20 protein-coding genes are annotated in these 18,856 nt (G+C 40.8%); all 20 read left to right on the forward strand.

Translation table 11 applies throughout. The features are described from left to right. The first annotated feature begins 931 nt into the window (after positions 1-931). The gene (locus MLE14_RS00955) at positions 932-1,264 is read left to right on the forward strand and encodes a putative DNA-binding protein (protein WP_243296370.1); all 333 of its coding nucleotides are present in this window, start codon (positions 932-934) and stop codon (positions 1,262-1,264) included. A gap of 13 nt (positions 1,265-1,277) precedes the next feature. Then, a complete protein-coding gene (gene ffh / locus MLE14_RS00960) occupies positions 1,278-2,621 on the forward strand; it encodes a signal recognition particle protein (protein ID WP_243296371.1) in 1,344 nt (447 codons plus the stop codon). Between the two features lie 114 nt (positions 2,622-2,735). Beyond that, positions 2,736-3,008, forward strand: coding sequence for a 30S ribosomal protein S16 (gene rpsP / locus MLE14_RS00965; protein ID WP_243296372.1), 273 nt, complete (start codon positions 2,736-2,738; stop codon positions 3,006-3,008). 8 nt (positions 3,009-3,016) lie between these two features. Next, positions 3,017-3,256, forward strand: coding sequence for a KH domain-containing protein (locus tag MLE14_RS00970; RefSeq protein WP_243296373.1), 240 nt, complete (start codon positions 3,017-3,019; stop codon positions 3,254-3,256). A gap of 119 nt (positions 3,257-3,375) precedes the next feature. Continuing rightward, positions 3,376-3,762, forward strand: coding sequence for a YlqD family protein (locus MLE14_RS00975; RefSeq protein ID WP_243296374.1), 387 nt, complete (start codon positions 3,376-3,378; stop codon positions 3,760-3,762). Positions 3,763-3,769: 7 nt separating this feature from the next. Continuing rightward, positions 3,770-4,288, forward strand: a complete 519-nt coding sequence (gene rimM / locus MLE14_RS00980) for a ribosome maturation factor RimM (protein ID WP_243296375.1) — start codon at positions 3,770-3,772, stop codon at positions 4,286-4,288. After that, complete coding sequence (trmD, locus tag MLE14_RS00985; RefSeq protein ID WP_243296376.1) at positions 4,288-5,016, forward strand: tRNA (guanosine(37)-N1)-methyltransferase TrmD; 729 nt, start codon at positions 4,288-4,290, stop codon at positions 5,014-5,016. The genes rimM and trmD overlap by 1 nt, the downstream gene beginning before the upstream one ends. 139 nt (positions 5,017-5,155) lie before the next feature. Then, entirely contained in the window at positions 5,156-5,500 is a 345-nt protein-coding gene (rplS, locus tag MLE14_RS00990; protein WP_243296377.1) for a 50S ribosomal protein L19, read from the forward strand. A gap of 165 nt (positions 5,501-5,665) precedes the next feature. After that, positions 5,666-6,226 (forward strand): signal peptidase I, encoded by a 561-nt coding sequence (gene lepB / locus MLE14_RS00995; RefSeq protein ID WP_243296378.1) that lies wholly within the window; start codon positions 5,666-5,668, stop codon positions 6,224-6,226. 45 nt (positions 6,227-6,271) lie between these two features. Further along, positions 6,272-7,117 (forward strand): ribosome biogenesis GTPase YlqF, encoded by an 846-nt coding sequence (gene ylqF / locus MLE14_RS01000; RefSeq protein WP_243296379.1) that lies wholly within the window; start codon positions 6,272-6,274, stop codon positions 7,115-7,117. Positions 7,118-7,204: 87 nt separating this feature from the next. Continuing rightward, positions 7,205-7,969, forward strand: a complete 765-nt coding sequence (locus MLE14_RS01005) for a ribonuclease HII (protein WP_243296380.1) — start codon at positions 7,205-7,207, stop codon at positions 7,967-7,969. Positions 7,970-8,038: 69 nt separating this feature from the next. Beyond that, positions 8,039-9,589: a hypothetical protein gene (locus MLE14_RS01010; RefSeq protein ID WP_243296381.1), complete on the forward strand. Its 1,551-nt coding sequence runs from the start codon at positions 8,039-8,041 to the stop codon at positions 9,587-9,589. Next, the gene (locus tag MLE14_RS01015) at positions 9,586-9,864 is read left to right on the forward strand and encodes an EscU/YscU/HrcU family type III secretion system export apparatus switch protein (RefSeq protein ID WP_243296382.1); all 279 of its coding nucleotides are present in this window, start codon (positions 9,586-9,588) and stop codon (positions 9,862-9,864) included. Before MLE14_RS01010 ends, MLE14_RS01015 begins: the two co-directional genes overlap by 4 nt. 138 nt (positions 9,865-10,002) lie before the next feature. After that, entirely contained in the window at positions 10,003-11,163 is a 1,161-nt protein-coding gene (gene sucC, locus MLE14_RS01020) for an ADP-forming succinate--CoA ligase subunit beta (RefSeq protein WP_243296383.1), read from the forward strand. A gap of 155 nt (positions 11,164-11,318) precedes the next feature. Beyond that, on the forward strand, positions 11,319-12,221 hold the full coding sequence (gene sucD / locus MLE14_RS01025) for a succinate--CoA ligase subunit alpha (protein ID WP_243296384.1): 903 nt from the start codon (positions 11,319-11,321) through the stop codon (positions 12,219-12,221). 77 nt (positions 12,222-12,298) lie between these two features. Further along, positions 12,299-13,168, forward strand: a complete 870-nt coding sequence (gene dprA, locus MLE14_RS01030; RefSeq protein WP_243296567.1) for a DNA-processing protein DprA — start codon at positions 12,299-12,301, stop codon at positions 13,166-13,168. 490 nt (positions 13,169-13,658) lie between these two features. Further along, complete coding sequence (gene topA, locus MLE14_RS01035) at positions 13,659-15,734, forward strand: type I DNA topoisomerase (protein WP_243296385.1); 2,076 nt, start codon at positions 13,659-13,661, stop codon at positions 15,732-15,734. Between the two features lie 289 nt (positions 15,735-16,023). Beyond that, positions 16,024-17,325, forward strand: coding sequence for an FADH(2)-oxidizing methylenetetrahydrofolate--tRNA-(uracil(54)-C(5))-methyltransferase TrmFO (gene trmFO, locus MLE14_RS01040; RefSeq protein ID WP_243296386.1), 1,302 nt, complete (start codon positions 16,024-16,026; stop codon positions 17,323-17,325). Between the two features lie 61 nt (positions 17,326-17,386). Beyond that, positions 17,387-18,286 carry a tyrosine recombinase XerC gene (gene xerC, locus MLE14_RS01045; RefSeq protein ID WP_243296387.1) on the forward strand — a complete coding sequence of 300 codons (900 nt, stop codon included), beginning with the start codon at positions 17,387-17,389 and terminating at the stop codon, positions 18,284-18,286. Positions 18,287-18,313: 27 nt separating this feature from the next. Next, positions 18,314-18,856, forward strand: a complete 543-nt coding sequence (gene hslV, locus MLE14_RS01050; RefSeq protein ID WP_243296388.1) for an ATP-dependent protease subunit HslV — start codon at positions 18,314-18,316, stop codon at positions 18,854-18,856.

Below are 18,856 nucleotides of genomic sequence, written 5' to 3' on the forward strand. Positions count from 1 at the left end.
GTGGGCTTGACGCTGTAGTGACATCACTTATAATGCCAAGAGGTGAAGAAGGTTGACTTAAAACAAGAAACTAAGAAAACTCGAGAAAACGAAAGCTCGTGTCCAAAATTAGGGGGCCAACCCGAATTCATTGATAAAAGCGTGTGAATTGTTGATTTATAATGAATTCGTTGATAAAAGCCAGAATTTATTGATAAGTGGAGCAAATCCGTTGATAAATCACATGAATCGTTGATATTTGCGTGAAATTCGTTGATGAAAGGTAAATATCGGTTGATAAATGCGTTCGAGGGAGGCTTTTAAAAAGAAGGGAGGGGGTTTTAGCCGGTAGGGAGGACGTTATGACCAGTAGGAAGGAGATTGTTACCCGTAGCGAGGGGGTTATTTCCAGTAGAGAAGGATTTACTACCGGTAGAAATGGATTTACTCTCGGTAGAAATGGATTTACTCTCGGTAGCGGGTGATTTACTCTCGGTAGTGCGGGATTTACTCTCGGTAGCGGGTGATTTACTCTCGGTAACGGGGATTTACTCTCGGTAGCGGGTGATTTACTCACGGTAGCGGGTGATTTACTCTCGGTAGCGGGTGATTTACTCTCGGTAACGGAATTTACTCTCGGTAGCGGGTGATTTACTCTCGGTAGTGCGGGATTTACTCACGGTAGCGGGTGATTTACTCTCGGTAGTGCGGGATTTACTCTCGGTAGCGGGTGATTTACTCTCGGTAGCGCAGAATTTAGTCTCGGTAGCGGGTGATTTACTCACGGTAGCGGGTGATTTACTCACGGTAGCGGGTGATTTACTCTCGGTAGCGCACCAGAAACTCTCGGCAGCACACCCCGTACCCCCCCGCCCCCCGTCAACCTTGACAATCCCCTATTCCTCCAGTATTCTTAATGTAAAGTCTTTTCACTTAACAAGGGGGCGCTTATATGCTTGAAAAGACAACTAGAATGAATTATTTATATGATTTTTATCAGGCGCTATTAACCCCAAAGCAACGAAACTATATGTCTCTTTACTACCTAGATGATTTTTCTCTTGGTGAAATCGCAGAGGAGTATCAAATCAGTCGTCAGGCTGTTTATGATAATATAAAGAGGACTGAGGCGATGCTTGAGGAGTATGAAGAAAAATTGTTGCTGCTGCAGAAATTTCAAGAGCGTTCGAAGCTTCTGAAAGAGTTAAGGGAGCTGATTGAAGCAGGTGAAGGCAACAAGGAAGCATTGTTAAAGCCAATACAAGCTCTTGAAAATTTAGAGTAAGGGGGCACTTTGTATGGCCTTTGAAGGACTATCGGAACGTCTGCAGAACACCATCCAGAAGATTAGAGGAAAGGGTAAGGTATCAGAAGCGGACGTTAAAGAAATGATGAGGGATGTCCGTCTTGCTTTACTAGAAGCAGACGTTAATTTTAAAGTTGTAAAAGACTTTGTCAAGCGTGTCAGTGAACGGGCGGTTGGACAAGAAGTTATGAAAAGTCTGTCGCCTGGTCAGCAGGTTATTAAAGTGGTTAAAGAAGAATTAACCAGCTTAATGGGTGGAGAGCAGAGTAAAATCGCGGTGAGCTCAAGACCTCCAACTGTCATTATGATGGTAGGTCTCCAGGGTGCCGGTAAAACAACGACAACAGGTAAGCTAGCCAACCTTTTAAGAAAAAAATATAACCGTAAACCGCTTATGGCCGCTGCTGATATTTACCGTCCGGCTGCCATTAAACAGCTAGAGACGCTCGGAAAGCAGCTATCAATGCCTGTTTTTTCATTAGGTGACCAAGTAAGTCCTGTTGAAATCGCGAAGCAAGCGATTGAGAAGGCTAAAGAAGAGCACCATGACTATGTCTTAATAGATACAGCAGGACGCTTGCACATTGATGAAACGCTAATGGATGAGCTGAAGCAAATTAAGGAAGTGGCGAAGCCTGACGAAATTCTGCTGGTTGTCGATGCGATGACAGGGCAGGATGCCGTTAACGTTGCGCAAAGCTTTAATGAGCAGCTCGGCATTACAGGAGTGGTACTAACCAAGCTTGACGGAGACACACGCGGCGGTGCTGCATTATCGATTCGAGCCGTGACGGAAAAACCGATTAAGTTTGCCGGATTGGGAGAAAAATTAGACGCCCTAGAACCGTTCCATCCAGAGCGGATGGCGTCAAGAATCCTAGGGATGGGAGACGTTCTTTCCTTAATTGAAAAAGCTCAGGAAACAGTCGACGCCGAAAAGGCAAAGGAACTGCAAGAAAAAATTAAAACCCAATCGATTACGCTTGATGATTTTCTTGAGCAGCTTGGACAAGTTCGAAAAATGGGACCGTTGGATGATCTTCTCAATATGATTCCAGGTGCCAATAAAATGAAGGGCATGAAAAACCTTCAAGTCGATGAAAAGCAGATTGGTAAGGTAGAAGCGATTATCCGGTCTATGACAAAAAAGGAAAAAGAAGATCCTTCTATCATTAACGCGAGCCGCCGTAAACGGATTGCGGCAGGAAGCGGTACAACCGTCCCTGAGGTAAACCGTCTTCTGAAACAATTCGATGAAATGAAAAAAATGATGAAACAAATGACAAGCATGACCAAAGGCAAGAAAAAAGGCGGATTTAAATTTCCGTTTATGTAAAAAACAAAGGGAATTTCCGCCAAAAATACGATGTAAAGAAAAAACACTTTACAACCTAAAATCTATTTGATATTATACTATCTTGTGTGAAACTATTCGGAGGTGCTATTAATTATGGCAGTTAAAATTCGTTTAAAGCGTATGGGAGCTAAAAAATCTCCTTTCTATCGTATTGTTGTAGCAGATTCTCGTTCTCCTCGTGATGGACGTTCTATTGAAACAATTGGAACTTACAATCCTGTCAGCCAGCCTGCAGAAGTAAAAATTAACGAAGAGCTTGCTCTTAAATGGCTGCAAACAGGTGCGAAGCCATCTGATACAGTTCGTAATCTATTCTCACAACAAGGTATCTTGGAAAAATTCCACAACCTGAAATACGGTAAATAAGAGGGCCTATGAAAGAGCTCATTGAAACGATTGTCAAGCCCCTTGTCGAATTTCCGGAAGATGTTCGTGTTGATGTTGTGGAAGAAAAGAATAGCGTTACCTACAAGCTTTCTGTCAACAAGAATGACATCGGGAAAGTAATAGGAAAGCAAGGGCGCGTAGCTAAAGCGATTCGTACGGTTGTTTATGCTGCCGCTGCAGCGAAGCAAGACGAATCCAAAAAAGTCTATGTTGATATCGTCGATTAAAAGGAGGGAGGGGACACTACCCTCCTTTTTTGTACATAATAGAGTTATTGCACCTTGCTGCTTTCTTTTTGGAATAAAAAGCTCCTTGTCCAATTTCAAAATGAAGAGGAGTCATTTAAATGAAAATTATTAGAAAGATATCTGTAAAGCAAGTGCTGACGGAAGAAAGTAAAAAGAACATATCGCACAAACTACAAATGGAAGGTGCTCAGCTGAAAAAGGAGTGCGAGCAGCTTTTATTTGAACTGAAAAAAGCAGAACGTTCGGCAAAATCACAAACGAATGCTTTACGCACCAGTTTTCAAAAGGAAATTGAACGAAGAGAAGCTAAACTAAAAACCATCGAGTTTCAATTGGAGCAGCTCGAAATCGTACCGCTGGGGACGGAGATTAAAGAGTCGGAGGTTGAAGCGGTTCTCGAAATTAATGAAGGCGATCACTGGGATGAGGTCGTTAAGGAAATTATTGTGGAAAATGGAATCGTAAAAGAAATACGTAAAGGGTGACCGATTTATGGATAGATGGTTTAATGTTGGAAAAATCGTAAATACTCATGGTTTGCGCGGAGAAGTGAGGGTTATGTCCCGCACCGACTTTGCAGATGAAAGATACCGATCAGGTAATACTTTATATTTTTTCTCTGAAAAGGAAGCAAATCGACCAATTCCTCTTACAGTAAAAAGCCATCGATCTCATAAGGGCTTCGATTTATTAACGTTTGAGGGATACGATTCAATCGAAGCTGCAGAACCGTTGAAAGGCGGTCTTCTAAAAATCAAGGAGGAGCAGCTTTTAAGCTTGGATGAGGGTGAATTTTACTTCCATGAAATCATAGGGTGTGAAGTATTTACGGATAGCGGCGAAAAAATTGGAAAAATTAAAGAGATCCTAACACCTGGTGCCAACGATGTTTGGGTTGTCAAAGGAAATCGAAAGGAATATTATATTCCATATATTGAGGATGTCGTTCAATCAATTGATATAAAAGAAAAGAAAATTACCATAACTCCAATGGAAGGGCTGCTAGATTAATGAGAATTGATGTTCTTTCTCTCTTCCCTGAAATGTTTACAGGCGTATTTGAGTCTTCTATCTTAAAAAAAGCGAGCGAACAAAAGGCCGTATCCTACCATGTTACGAATTTTAGAGAATTTGCGGACAACAAGCATAAAACGGTCGATGATTATCCCTATGGCGGGGGGGCAGGAATGGTATTGAAGCCGCAGCCTATTTTTGATGCGGTAGAAGCATTGACGAGAGAGACCAAGCCCCGCATCATTTTGCTATGTCCTCAGGGAGAGGTCTATACCCAAAGCAAAGCAGAGGAATTAGCAAAAGAGAAGCATCTTCTTTTTATTTGCGGGCATTATGAAGGGTATGATGAAAGAATTCGAGAACACTTGGTTACTGATGAAATTTCGATTGGAGACTATGTTCTGACGGGCGGAGAGCTGGCTGCGATGGTGATTATTGATAGTGTAGTCAGACTTCTGCCCGGTGTCCTAGGCAATGAGCAATCTCCGTTAGAGGATTCTTTTTCAAAATGTGGTTTGCTTGAGCATCCCCATTATACACGGCCGGCGGATTTTAGAGGTATGAAGGTTCCAGAAGTACTAACGTCTGGCCATCATGAAAAAATAGAGGAATGGCGGGAAAAGGAGTCTCTGCTTCGAACCTATAAGCGCCGTCCTGAGTTACTTGAGAAAGCAAGCCTTTCAGAAAAACAGAAAAAGTGGTTAGAAGAATTGAAAAGACAATAGATTGTATTGAAATCGATAGTTGAATATGGTAAGATAGCAGTTGTGACTTAGACAGAAATCGTCTGTTGGGTCAGCGAATACGATGTTCCGCTGCGATCAATGAGAATTGTAAGAGCATCTGTAGAAGGAGTTGAAGATCATGCATCCAATTATTCACGAAATTACGAAGGATCAGCTTCGTACCGATCTTCCAGATTTCCGTCCTGGTGATACTGTACGTGTACACGTAAAAGTTATCGAGGGAACACGTGAACGTATTCAGGTGTTTGAAGGCGTCGTCATTAAACGCCGCGGTGGCGGAATTAGTGAAACTTTTACAGTACGTAAAGTTTCTTATGGTGTTGGTGTTGAACGTACTTTCCCAGTACACACACCAAAAATTGCGAAGCTTGAAGTGGTTCGTCGCGGTAAAGTTCGTCGTGCAAAACTTTACTATCTGCGTAACCTTCGCGGTAAAGCTGCAAGAATTAAAGAGATTAGATAATAAAAGCTTTAACAGGCGAGGAATGTTTTGCATTCCTCGCCTGTTGCTTTTTAAGCAGATGTCCCAAGTAGTTGATTTTTCCCTACTTTCCATCTTCTATTGTAGAGATATGTGGAATTGTTTAGTACAATAAAAAAGGAAGCTGGAATAGGGCGAGGTATCGGGATGGAACAATCAAAAAGGAAAAAAAATGAAATATGGGAATGGATAAAGGCATTTTTAATAGCTATTGGTCTAGCTATCATTATCCGTCAATTTTTCTTTGCTCCAATCATTGTGGATGGTTTTTCTATGAAGCCTACACTAGAAGATCATGATCGGATGATAGTGAATAAGTTCAGTTATAAATTCGGCAGTCCTGAACGCTTCGATATTATCGTGTTTCAGGCACCGGAAGGAAGAGATTACATAAAACGTGTAATTGGTCTGCCAGGGGACAGGATTGAGTATAAAAATGATGTTCTATATATTAATGGAAAACCGTACGATGAACCCTATTTAGAGGAGTTTAAAAAAGCCGAATTATCGGGCCCTTTAACGTTCTCCTTTACGTTAGAGGATGTGATTGGCCGCGAAACTGTTCCAGAAGGACATGTGTTTGTCATGGGGGATAATCGAAGATTCAGTAAGGATAGCCGTCATATTGGAGCAGTTCCTTTTGATAAAATTCTTGGAAAAACGAGTTTCGTATTTTGGCCGTTTGAAGATATAGGATTTGTCAAATAATAAAGGCAAACTTTGAAGTAAGACGAGAGTGAGTGTACATAGAAAATGACCATTCAATGGTATCCGGGCCATATGGCTAAGGCAAAAAGACAAATTTTAGAAAAAATAAAACTAGTGGATATTGTGATTGAAATTGTGGATGCAAGAATCCCATTATCATCACGAAATCCGATGGTAAATGAAATTGCTCATCAAAAGCGGCGACTCATTCTTTTAAATAAGAGTGATTTAGCGGATTCAGCTGTAACGAAAGAATGGATTGAGTATTTTGAAGAAAAGGATATAAGTGTGCTTGCTATCAACGCTCATAAATCCGCGGATGTGAAAAAAGTGATTCAGCAGGCAAAACATTTGATGAAGGATAAACACGAGGCTCTTCGTGAAAAGGGGGTCACGCCCCGAGCCATCCGTGCACTGATTATAGGCATCCCGAACGTAGGGAAATCGTCATTCATTAATCAGCTTGCCGGGAAAAATATCGCGAAAACAGGAAACACCCCAGGGGTTACGAAAGCTCAAAGCTGGATTAAATCTGGAAAAGATTTTGAATTGCTAGATACGCCAGGGATTCTTTGGCCAAAATTCGAGGACCAACTGGTAGGATACCGCCTGGCTGTAACTGGAGCGATTAAAGATACGATTCTGCCGCTGCAAGACATAGCGGCGTATGCCTTAAAATATTTAGGGGAACATTATCCTGATCGACTTAAGGAGAGATATAAGCTTCCTGCGATTTCAGAGGATATGGCCGAACTGTTTGATCAGATTGGCAGAAAGCGGGGCTGTATTGTTTCTGGCGGCGATGTTGATTGGGATCGCGTAGCTGAAATTGTTCTTCAAGAAATAAGAAATGGAAAACTAGGACCCTTATCATTTGAGATACCTGAATAGATTAGGACTTAAGGCCCTTCGCACGGGTCTTTACTTTTTTATCTGAAGGTCGATATAGGCAGTATAAAAGGATAGTAGGTGCTAAATATGCAACGTACCATAAAGGAGATAAAAAGACAGTTAGACCAAACTTCAAGTCTCGATGATCCATTCATAAAAGAACTTCAAAACGATTCTAGAAAAGGAGTTCAAAACCTTTTAGAAGGGTTTATAAAACGAATTGAAAAAGAAAAACAGGAGAAGGCTCATTTTAAAAAGCTATCATCCTATGAAAGGTATTATAGAAAGCAAGGGTATCACATGATTGCCGGAATTGACGAAGCTGGCCGCGGACCTATTGCAGGTCCAGTGGTTGCAGCTGCTGTTATCTTAAAAGAAAAAGTGTACATACCAGGATTAAATGATTCTAAGCAGTTAACGGAGGCAAAAAGAGAAGAGCTGTTTGATTTGATTTACAAATCCTCAATCGCGATTGGAGTAGGGATAATCCATTCCTATGAAATTGATCAGATTAATATTTATCGGGCTTCTCAGAAAGCGATGCTAGAAGCCGTTCGCAGTCTGGGGCTGCAGCCAGATTTTTTATTAATAGATGCGATGCCTTTAACGACACCGTATCCATCTGAGTCTATTATTAAAGGGGATGCGAAAAGTATTTCAATTGCCGCCGCTTCGATTGTGGCAAAGGTAACGAGAGATCGGTATATGACTGAAATGGAGCAAAAATTTCCAGGCTATGGTTTTGATAAACATAAAGGCTATGGAACTGCAGAACATATCGAGGCAATTCGGCGGCACGGTGTTATTTCAGAGCACCGGAGAAGCTTTGCGCCTGTAAAGGAGTTTCTGTAAATCGAAAGATACAAAACAGCATCAATTCTCTAACGTACGTTCTTAAAGTTTCTAGTGGAGGTGAAAATAGTGAGCGCTATTTCGAGACTAGGTACAGCTTTAATTTCAAATCAGTTACCTCTCAAAGCAGGAGATTTGATTCATGCGAAGCTTTTACAGATCGAAAATAATGGAAGAGCAGTGATTGTCATAAATGGCGAAAAAATGGAAGCTAAACTCCTCTCTCCATTAGAAGCAGGGAAATCTTATCTATTTCAAATTCAATTAGCAAATAGTGAGATTCTCTTAAAACATGTTCAGACAACTACAGGAAATGAAGAAACAATAAAAGCTACATTGATTAGCCAGTTAACCAGGCAATTTGGCATTCAAAAGGACAGCTGGGAGCATAGACTCATAAACCTGGCAGTTCATGATGAATGGCTAGAGCTCGGCAGTAACAAGCTTAGAACAGCTCTAGAGTGGTTAGGGCAGTCTTCTATGAAAAAACAGGATTTTCAGATTATTGAATTTATGTCCCGGGCCAACCTTCCCTTTTCAAAAACAATTTTTCAAAGTCTTTCTGCTTTATATTCCGGTAAAGATGTATCCACTTTGCTTCAGACTTTATCCATAAGCCCGCAACATGAAACGATTCAAAATTTAATGAGACCTCTAGAGACTAAGATTGGTTACAGGATAGCTGAGCTGGCTTTTTCATCTCTGACGAAATATCACGAAATGGCAAAGCAGCTGTTGAATCAATTCCAGCAATTGTTAATGGGGTCTGACCCTCAGTCAGGAAAACTTCTTGTTGAAATCAACGCAACGGAAGCAAGGCTCCTGCAAACAGGATCTAATATACCTTTAACACTGGAAAAAATCGAGAACATGCTGAAACACGAAATGAAACTGCAATCTGATACTCCTATTCTTTCGGGACTTGGAAAATATGCTTTGTCAGTCATCAGCAATAGCAGAGAACAACAGATTCATCAGTTTCAAACCATTGAGGAGGATTTTCTCCAATTAATCAGAACAGAAATAGCTTCTGAAATAAAAAAAGGAATCAAAGCTTTAGGCATCAATTTTGAGGCTGAATTAGCGGGGCAAAGGTCTGAAGGGTTGGAATCTCTTAAATCAATTCTATTACAGTTCCAAGAGCAGGGGAAATCCGCGCAAAAGCAATCGGTGCAAGAATTAATTTCGCATTTGCATGGGCAGAAGCTTATTAGTTCCGATATCGGAAATATGATTCATTTACTAATCAAACTGCCGCTCCCTCTATTGCATCAATTAAAAGATGCAGAGATTAGCTGGAGCGGGAATAAAACGAAGAATGGCAAAATAGATTCGTCTCACTGCCGGATTCTTTTTCATCTTCATTTAGAAAAGCTTGGCGAAACAATTCTGGATTTGCAGGTGCAAAATCGAATATCGTCTCTTCATGTTTTTCATACAATCGAAAACTTTGAGGCACCAAGCGGTGAGATCATAGATGCATTTAAGCTTGGGATGAAGCAGCTTGGGTTTCATGTATCATCGATTCAGTTTCAAAATGTGTCTGAGGAGGAGAAAAATAAGTTAACTCCTCTCTATCAATTGCTGCAGCCAAAATCGAAAGTGGATATCCGGATATGACGAAGGAAAAAAGAGTAGAGGCTGTGGCACTAAAATATGACCAGAACCGGCATGCATCACCAATCGTAGTGGCAAAAGGGAAGGGGAAGATCGCAGAAAATATCTTGGCAGCCGCCAAAGAGCACCAAGTACCTGTACAAGAAGATCCAATCTTGCTCAGTTTATTAGGACAATTAGATATTAATACGGCGATTCCAGAGGAATTATATGAAGCGGTGGCCGAGGTTTTTGCATTCATATATCGGGTCGACCAGCAGCAAAAAAAGAAGGAATAAAAGGGATGTCACACCTAAAAAATTGTTTGGGATCCGGAATAAAAGTTCCATTTCAAACTTTATAGGTAGACATCCATTCTATCATTTTATAAAATGAAAACGGCAGTCATTACACGTAAGACGTTAGGAGGACTGGATATGAATATCCATGAATACCAAGGTAAGGAAATCCTTAGAAAATATGGGGTATCTGTACCAAATGGCCGTGTAGCGTTTACAGCTGAGGAAGCTGTTGAAGCTGCAAAAGAATTAGGTACCAATATAACCGTTGTCAAGGCTCAAATCCATGCAGGCGGCCGTGGTAAAGCAGGCGGCGTAAAAATCGCTAAAAGTCTTGATGAGGTCCGTACATATGCTGAGGAGCTCCTAGGTAAAACATTAGTAACTCATCAAACCGGGCCAGAAGGTAAGGAAGTTAAACGCTTGCTTATTGAAGAAGGCTGCGATATTCAAAAAGAATTTTATGTAGGATTGGTATTGGACCGTGATTCTTCAAGAGTCGTATTAATGGCATCTGAAGAAGGCGGAACCGAAATTGAAGAAGTTGCTGAAAAAACGCCAGAAAAAATCTTTAAAGAGTACATCGATCCCGTGGTCGGGCTTACACCTTTCCAAGCACGTCGAATTGCCTTTAACATTAACATTCCTAAAGAGCTAGTGAACCAGGCAGTTAAATTTATGCTTGGACTATATCAAGTATTTGTTGAAAAGGATTGCTCAATTGCTGAAATTAATCCGTTAGTCACAACAGGTGACGGAAAAGTAATGGCGCTGGATGCAAAGTTAAACTTTGATTCTAATGCCTTATACCGTCATAAGGATATCGTAGAATATCGTGATCTTGATGAAGAAGATCCAAAAGAAATCGAAGCATCTAAATATGACCTAAGCTACATTTCTTTAAACGGAAATATTGGCTGTATGGTAAACGGAGCCGGACTAGCAATGGCAACTATGGATATCATTAAGCACTATGGCGGCGATCCTGCTAACTTCCTTGATGTGGGAGGCGGTGCGACAGCTGAGAAAGTTACAGAAGCTTTCAAAATTATCCTTTCCGATAAAAATGTAAAAGGAATTTTCGTTAACATTTTTGGAGGCATCATGAAGTGTGACGTTATTGCTACAGGTGTAGTGGAAGCAGCTAAGCAAGTTGGGTTGCAGGTACCGCTTGTTGTTCGTTTAGAAGGTACCAATGTAAATGAAGGCAAAAAGATCTTAAACGAAAGCGGTTTAAACATTATCGCTGCTGAATCAATGGCAGACGGCGCACAAAAAATCGTGGCACAGGTGCAATAAAGAAAACCCGTCGAGTGGCAAGCCGAGAGGCGAAGACAGAGACGCGGTTGCACTTATGCGATAGATGAAACCTAAATCTTGAGTTTTTATCCAGCATAAGTGGGAACTGAAAATTCTTTGAGATTTCACACGAAGCTAAGAAAGGCGGGAGTAAAGTGAGCGTATTTATAAATAAAGACACGAAAGTAATCGTTCAAGGGATTACGGGATCAACAGCCCTTTTCCATACAAAGCAAATGCTTGAATATGGCACGAAAATCGTTGGTGGAGTTACACCTGGCAAAGGCGGTACTGAAGTAGAAGGTGTTCCTGTATTTAATACAGTTGAAGAAGCTGTTAAAGCAACAGGTGCAACTGCTTCCGTTATTTATGTTCCAGCCCCATTTGCTGCTGATGCAATCATGGAAGCAGTCGATGCTGAATTAGATCTTACCATTTGTATTACAGAGCATATTCCAGTTCTGGATATGGTGAAAGTTAAGCGTTACATGGAAGGGAAGAAAACCCGTTTAGTCGGGCCAAACTGTCCGGGAGTCATCACACCTGAAGAATGTAAAATTGGTATCATGCCAGGATATATTCACAGAAAAGGCCATGTAGGTGTTGTTTCCCGTTCTGGTACATTAACGTATGAAGCGGTTCACCAATTAACTCAAGCAGGAATTGGTCAATCTACAGCTGTTGGGATTGGTGGAGACCCTGTGAATGGGACAAACTTTATTGATGTTTTAAAAGCATTTAATGAAGATCCTGAAACAGAAGCTGTCATCATGATTGGTGAAATTGGCGGAAATGCCGAAGAAGAAGCAGCTCGTTGGGTAAAAGCTAATATGAAGAAGCCTGTTGTTGGCTTTATCGGCGGTCGTACAGCACCTCCAGGAAAGCGTATGGGACACGCTGGAGCCATTATTTCGGGAGGTAAAGGTACAGCTGACGAAAAAATTAAAGTCATGAATGAGTGCGGAATCGAAGTAGCTGACACGCCATCTGTGATGGGTGAAACACTGATTAAAGTGTTAAAAGAAAAAGGCTTATACGAAAAGTGTAAAAATCTTTGATTTGTCAAAATAGGGGGGGCAATAAGTCTGTCGCCCCTATTTAAATAAAATTTGAGGTGATACTTGTTTTGAATTCAATGAAAGAACAATTAATTGCCCTTCACCACTCCAGGCATATGACCTCTAGCGACCTGCACAAAGTAATCCTCCTGCATCAGAGATATTTTCCAAACCATGATCTCCTATCTATCGTTCCAAAAATTAAACCATCTCCTTTTATTACCAAGGAAATTGAAAAAGATTACCATCTTTATTTTGAAAAAAAGATAAGACAAAGCTATAGTCAGCAAAACATAAAAGCCATTACTCTTTTTGATGAAGAGTACCCAGAAGCCTTGAAAGAACTATCAGACTCTCCTCCTGTTTTATATATTAGAGGCACCCCTTCTCTATTAAAATCATCCTCTAAAAGACTCGCAGTAGTAGGTTCCCGAACCCCAACTGAGTATGGGGTAAAAGTCCTTCATTACTTGCTTCCGCCGCTCATTGAGGCAGGGTTTATAATTGTGAGCGGCCTTGCTAAAGGCATAGACCGATTTGCCCATGAAACAGCGATTCAATCTGGCGGGCAGACGATTGCAGTATTAGGGAATGGGTTTGATCACACATATCCGGCAGAGAATAAAAAATTATCTGAGTATATCAGCATGCACCATTTGCTGGTTTCCGAATACACGCCGCCAGAATCACCGCAAAAATGGCATTTTCCCGCCCGAAATCGAATCATAAGCGGATTATCTGTGGGTACACTTATAATAGAAGGGAAATACAAAAGCGGCTCTCTCATAACTGCGTATAGTGCTCTAGAGCAAGGAAGAGAAGTATTTGCAGTCCCCGGTCAGATTCTCCACCCTAATTCAGAAGGTCCACATCGTTTAATTAAAGAAGGAGCAAAACTGGTTGCTCATCCTGACGATGTATTAGAAGAATTAACCCCCTTTTTATAAGAAAACTTGGCCAGCAATTTTTCAGCTTGACGCAGGCAATATCTAGCTGGACTTTTCGCTCGAAACGCATCTTCCACTGGCCATACTTGGCTCGTGTCTCTTGCCAGTCGTATTTTATAACTAAAAATTTTTACGAAGTCAATTTACTTGTTTGCTAAAATTTTATATCAAAGTTTTAAAAATTTTTTTAGCAAATTTCAACAACTTGTCTAGTATAAATGATAGCCTACAGAAATTAATATTCTTCATTATGAAAAGCCGATAAATAAAGGAATTCCAGTAAAAAATAACCTTTTGAAATTGTATAAAAAATTCGCAAGATTCGAGCTGGGGAGCTTGCAATTTTCGAGGATTTCGATTAAATTTGGCATCAGTCAAAATCGGTTTCCCATTGACAAATAAAAAAACGGTCTATAATATGTATGGAAGATTTAACAAACACGAAAGTATAAAGGTTTTAGGGGAAGACCTCTCCTTAAGGAGGATGTTCATGTCAGATTTTCTCGTCATCGTAGAATCGCCTGCAAAGGCAAAAACGATTGAACGTTATTTAGGAAAAAAATATAAAGTAAAAGCTTCGATGGGCCATGTCCGTGACTTCCCAAGAAGTCAAATGGGTGTGGACACTAAAAATAATTACGAACTAAAATATATTACCATTAGAGGAAAAGGGCCAGTATTAAAAGAATTGAAGGCAGCAGCTAAAAAAGCTAAGAAAGTATACCTAGCAGCCGACCCTGACCGTGAAGGGGAAGCCATTGCCTGGCATTTGGCCCAAAGCCTGGATGTTGATATAGACTCGGACTGCCGTGTTGTATTTAATGAAATCACTAAGGATGCCATCAAGGAATCATTTAAGCATCCTAGACCAATAAATATGGACCTGGTCGATGCTCAGCAAGCGCGCAGAGCATTGGATCGGTTAGTAGGCTATAACATTAGTCCCTTATTATGGAAAAAGGTTAAAAAGGGCCTTAGCGCGGGCAGGGTGCAATCTGTAGCGGTTCGTTTAATACTTGACCGTGAGAGGGAAATACAGAAATTTGAGCCTGAAGAATATTGGACAATTGATGCCGAGTTTAAAAAGGAAAAGGACTTATTTCAGGCAAGCTTTTATGGACTTGCGAATGAAAAAAAGAATCTCGGTTCGAAGGAAGAAGTAGAAGAGATTCTGAACCAATTAAAGGGAAATAGCTTTACAGTTGAAAGTGTGACCAAGAAAGAGAGAAAGAGAAATCCGGCTCCACCATTTACAACATCTTCCCTTCAGCAAGAGGCTGCGAGAAAGCTTAATTTCAGAGCAAAAAAGACAATGATGCTGGCTCAGCAATTGTATGAGGGAATTGAACTTGGCAAAGAAGGAATCGTTGGTTTAATTACCTATATGAGAACAGATTCGACCCGTATTTCTGAAACTGCTAAGAGTGAGGCAAATTCTTATATCGTTTCAACTTTTGGAAAAGAGTATGCATCACCAGGGACAAACGAGCCAAAAAAGAATGCCCAAGCACAAGATGCACATGAAGCGATTAGGCCAACCAGTGCGAGAAAAACGCCTAATGATTTGAAGCCTTATTTATCAAGAGATCAATTACGGTTGTATAAATTAATCTGGGAGCGTTTTATAGCAAGCCAAATGGCTCCTGCGATTATGGATACTATGAGTGTGGATTTAAAGAACGGTGATGTAATATTCCGGGCAACGGGTTCCAAAATTAAGTTTCCAGGTTTCATGAAGCTCTATGTAGAAGGAACCGATGACGGAGTTGAAGAAAAAGAAAACTTTCTTCCGGATTTAAAAGAAGGAGATGTGGTTCAGTACAAGGATATTGATCCGAAGCAGCATTTTACTCAGCCTCCTCCAAGATATACCGAGGCACGGCTTGTTAAAACTTTGGAAGAGCTCGGAATCGGACGTCCATCGACATATGCACCCACGCTGGATACAATTCAAAAACGGGGTTATGTAACTCTAGAAAATAAAAGATTTGTCCCGACCGAGCTTGGGGAAATCGTATCTGATTTGATTACTGAATTCTTTCCTGATATTATAAATGTTGAATTTACAGCTAACATGGAAAACAGTTTAGATGCGATTGAAGAGGGCAAAGTCAACTGGGTTCAAATTATTGATGATTTTTACAAGGACTTCGAGAAGGACTTGCAAAAGGCTGAGAAAGAAATGGAAGAAGTCGAAATCAAAGATGAGCCCGCTGGTGAAGATTGTGAAGTATGCGGACATCCGATGGTTTTCAAAATGGGACGATATGGAAAATTTATGGCATGCAGCAACTTCCCGGATTGCCGCAATACAAAACCTATCGTAAAAGAAATTGGAATTAAATGTCCTAAGTGTCATGAAGGAAATATAGTTGAAAGAAAGAGTAAAAAGCGCAGAATTTTTTACGGCTGCGACAGCTTTCCAAATTGTGATTTTGTATCTTGGGATAAACCTGTTAGCCGGCCATGTCCGAAATGTGAAGGTCTTCTAGTAGAAAAGAAATTAAAAAAGGGTATGCAGGTTCAGTGCACCCAATGTGATTATAAAGAGGAACCGCAACAGTAATGGAGTGAGCATTTGGGGCTCACTCTCTTATTTCACTTTCAGTCTGGAAATTTTAGCAAGGTTGCATATTCGGCGAAGTGAAAATTTCCGGAAGAGAGTATAAGTGCAGCTACGCCTCTGTCTTCGCCTTTTCAAAGGCTCGCCAATCGGCGAGTTTTCTTTTTGCAGTAAAGTTGTGAATGCGTGAAACTTTTATATTTTTCAAACGTATTGTAAAATGCAGGATGGTAGTCCACCATTGGCAGTTTTTCTACCATAAGTGCTGCTTTTCGCTAAAGGAGGAAGTTTTTTGACAGTTGTAAATGTAGTAGGTGCAGGTTTGGCTGGAAGTGAAGCTGCCTGGCAGCTCGCTAATAGAGGCATTCAAGTCAAATTATATGAGATGAGACCCAAAGTTCAAACGCCAGCTCACCATACTGATAAATTTGCAGAGCTTGTTTGCAGTAACTCATTGCGTGCGAATAGTCTTACGAATGCAGTTGGAGTTATAAAAGAAGAAATGAGAATATTGAATTCACTGATTGTATCTGCTGCAGATCGTTGTTCCGTTCCCGCAGGGGGAGCATTGGCTGTAGACCGGCATGAATTTGCTCACCATGTCACAACATCATTAAAGGAACATCCGAATATCGAAGTCATATCTGAAGAAGTGACAGATATCCCGGAAGGAATAACGGTTATTTCAACAGGGCCATTAACAAGTCCAAGTCTGTCTCAACGTTTAAAAGAGCTGACAGGCGAGGAGTATTTGTATTTTTATGATGCGGCCGCTCCAATTATTGAAAAAGACAGTATCGATTTAAACAAGGTTTATCTGAAATCCAGATATGATAAAGGAGAGGCAGCTTATTTAAACTGTCCGATGACAGAAGAAGAATTTGACCGTTTTTATGAAGCCCTCGTGTCAGCAGAAGTGGTGCCATTAAAAGAATTTGAAAAAGAAATTTACTTTGAGGGCTGTATGCCGATAGAAGTAATGGCAGCCCGAGGTAAAAAAACGTTGCTTTTCGGCCCAATGAAACCAGTTGGACTTGAGCACCCTGAAACTGGAAAACGTCCATACGCAGTTGTTCAGCTTAGACAAGATGATGCAGCAGGAACGTTATATAATATTGTAGGATTCCAAACCCATCTAAAATGGGGTCCGCAAAAAGAAGTAATCCGGATGATTCCTGGATTAGAAAACGCTGAGATTGTCCGTTATGGCGTGATGCACCGCAATACGTTCATTAATTCACCTAAGGTTTTAAAGCCAACCTATCAGTTTAAAGAACGAGAAACCTTATTTTTTGCCGGACAAATGACGGGTGTTGAAGGCTATGTGGAATCAGCGGCAAGCGGATTAGTAGCTGGCATTAATGCAGCAAGACTGGCCCAAGGCCAAGAGCCGCTCGTATTCCCTGAGGAAACAGCAATGGGCAGTATGGCTCATTATATTACGAGCACAAACGCAAAAACCTTCCAGCCGATGAATGTCAATTTTGGATTGTTTAAGCCTCTAGAGCAAACAATCAAAAATAAGCAAGAACGAAATGAACAATTAGCTAACAGGGCATTGGAAACAATTCAAAATTTTGTGAAAAAAATGTAAAATTAATTGCAAGGGCTGCGTAGAATATGATACTATTTAGTAGCCCTTGTGAGGTGATTTTATGGATGCTGTTCAAGCTCTATCTGAATTTAAAGAGTATATGCAAATTGAAAAAAATTACTCATCCCTGACCATTCAGCATTATACAAAGGATATTGATACTTTTTTTCAATTCATGAAACAACAGGGTATCACAAAACTCTCTGATGTTTCGTATTTTGATGCCCGGCTTTTTATTTCAAAGCTGTTTGATGAGGCTTACAAGAGATCGAGTATTTCCAGAAAAATTTCTTCACTCAGAAGCTTTTATGCCTTCTTGATGAGGGAAGGAAAAATCGAACAAAATCCTTTCCAGATGCTATCTTTGCCAAAAAAGGAAAAGCGGCTGCCTTCCTTTTTTTATGAAGAGGAAATGGAAAAGCTGTTAAACAGTCCATTTGATAACGGTCCGATTGGGCAAAGGGATCAGCTCCTGCTGGAACTGCTATATTCGACGGGAATCCGGGTTAGTGAAGCAGAAGGCTTGAAGCTTGAAAATATCGATTTTTCCGTTGGCACTATACTTGTATATGGAAAAGGCAAAAAAGAGCGATATATCCCATTTGGCAGTTATGCAAGAGACCTGCTTCGTATATACATAAATGACGGGAGACAACAGCTTATTCAAAAAGGGAAGCAGAATCACTCCTTTTTGTTTGTGAATTTTCGGGGTGGTCCTCTAACTGCCCGCGGAATGCGTGACATCTTGAATAAAATTATGAATCAGGCTGCCATGCACGCAAATATTCATCCCCATATGCTGCGGCACACGTTTGCTACGCATTTGCTGAACAATGGGGCAGATTTACGCTCGGTCCAAGAGCTGCTGGGCCATAGTAACCTTTCTTCTACCCAAGTCTATACACATGTAACGAAAGAACATTTGCGTAAGACCTATCAGACATTTCATCCGCGTGCATAGTGTTCTCTCGAAGAAGGAGGAAATCAAATGTCAAACTTTCATGCTACAACCATATTTGCCGTTCAGCACAATGGAAAATGTGCAATGGCAGGCGATGGACAGGTTACCTTCGGAAATGCAGTGGTGATGAAGCATACTGCCCGCAAGGTAAGAAGATTGTTTGGAGGAAAGGTATTGGCGGGTTTTGCCGGTTCTGTTGCAGATGCATTTACCCTCTTCGAGATGTTTGAAGGAAAGCTTGAAGAATTTAACGGAAACTTACCTAGAGCAGCAGTTGAACTAGCAAAACAATGGCGGAGTGACAAAGTCTTAAGAAGGCTTGAAGCCATGCTAATTGTTATGAATGAGACGCATATGCTATTAATTTCAGGTACAGGTGAAGTAATCGAGCCGGATGATGGAATTTTAGCAATTGGTTCAGGTGGAAATTATGCTCTTGCTGCCGGCAGAGCCTTAAAGCGAAATGCGGGTGAGTATTTAGATGCCCGCGCTATTGCCAAAGCGGCATTAGAAACGGCAGCAGAAATTTGCGTTTATACGAATCATGAAATAATCATAGAGGAGCTGTAA

Source organism: Bacillus litorisediminis (genome assembly GCF_022808645.1).
GTDB lineage: Bacteria > Bacillota > Bacilli > Bacillales > JC228 > Bacillus_BF > Bacillus_BF litorisediminis.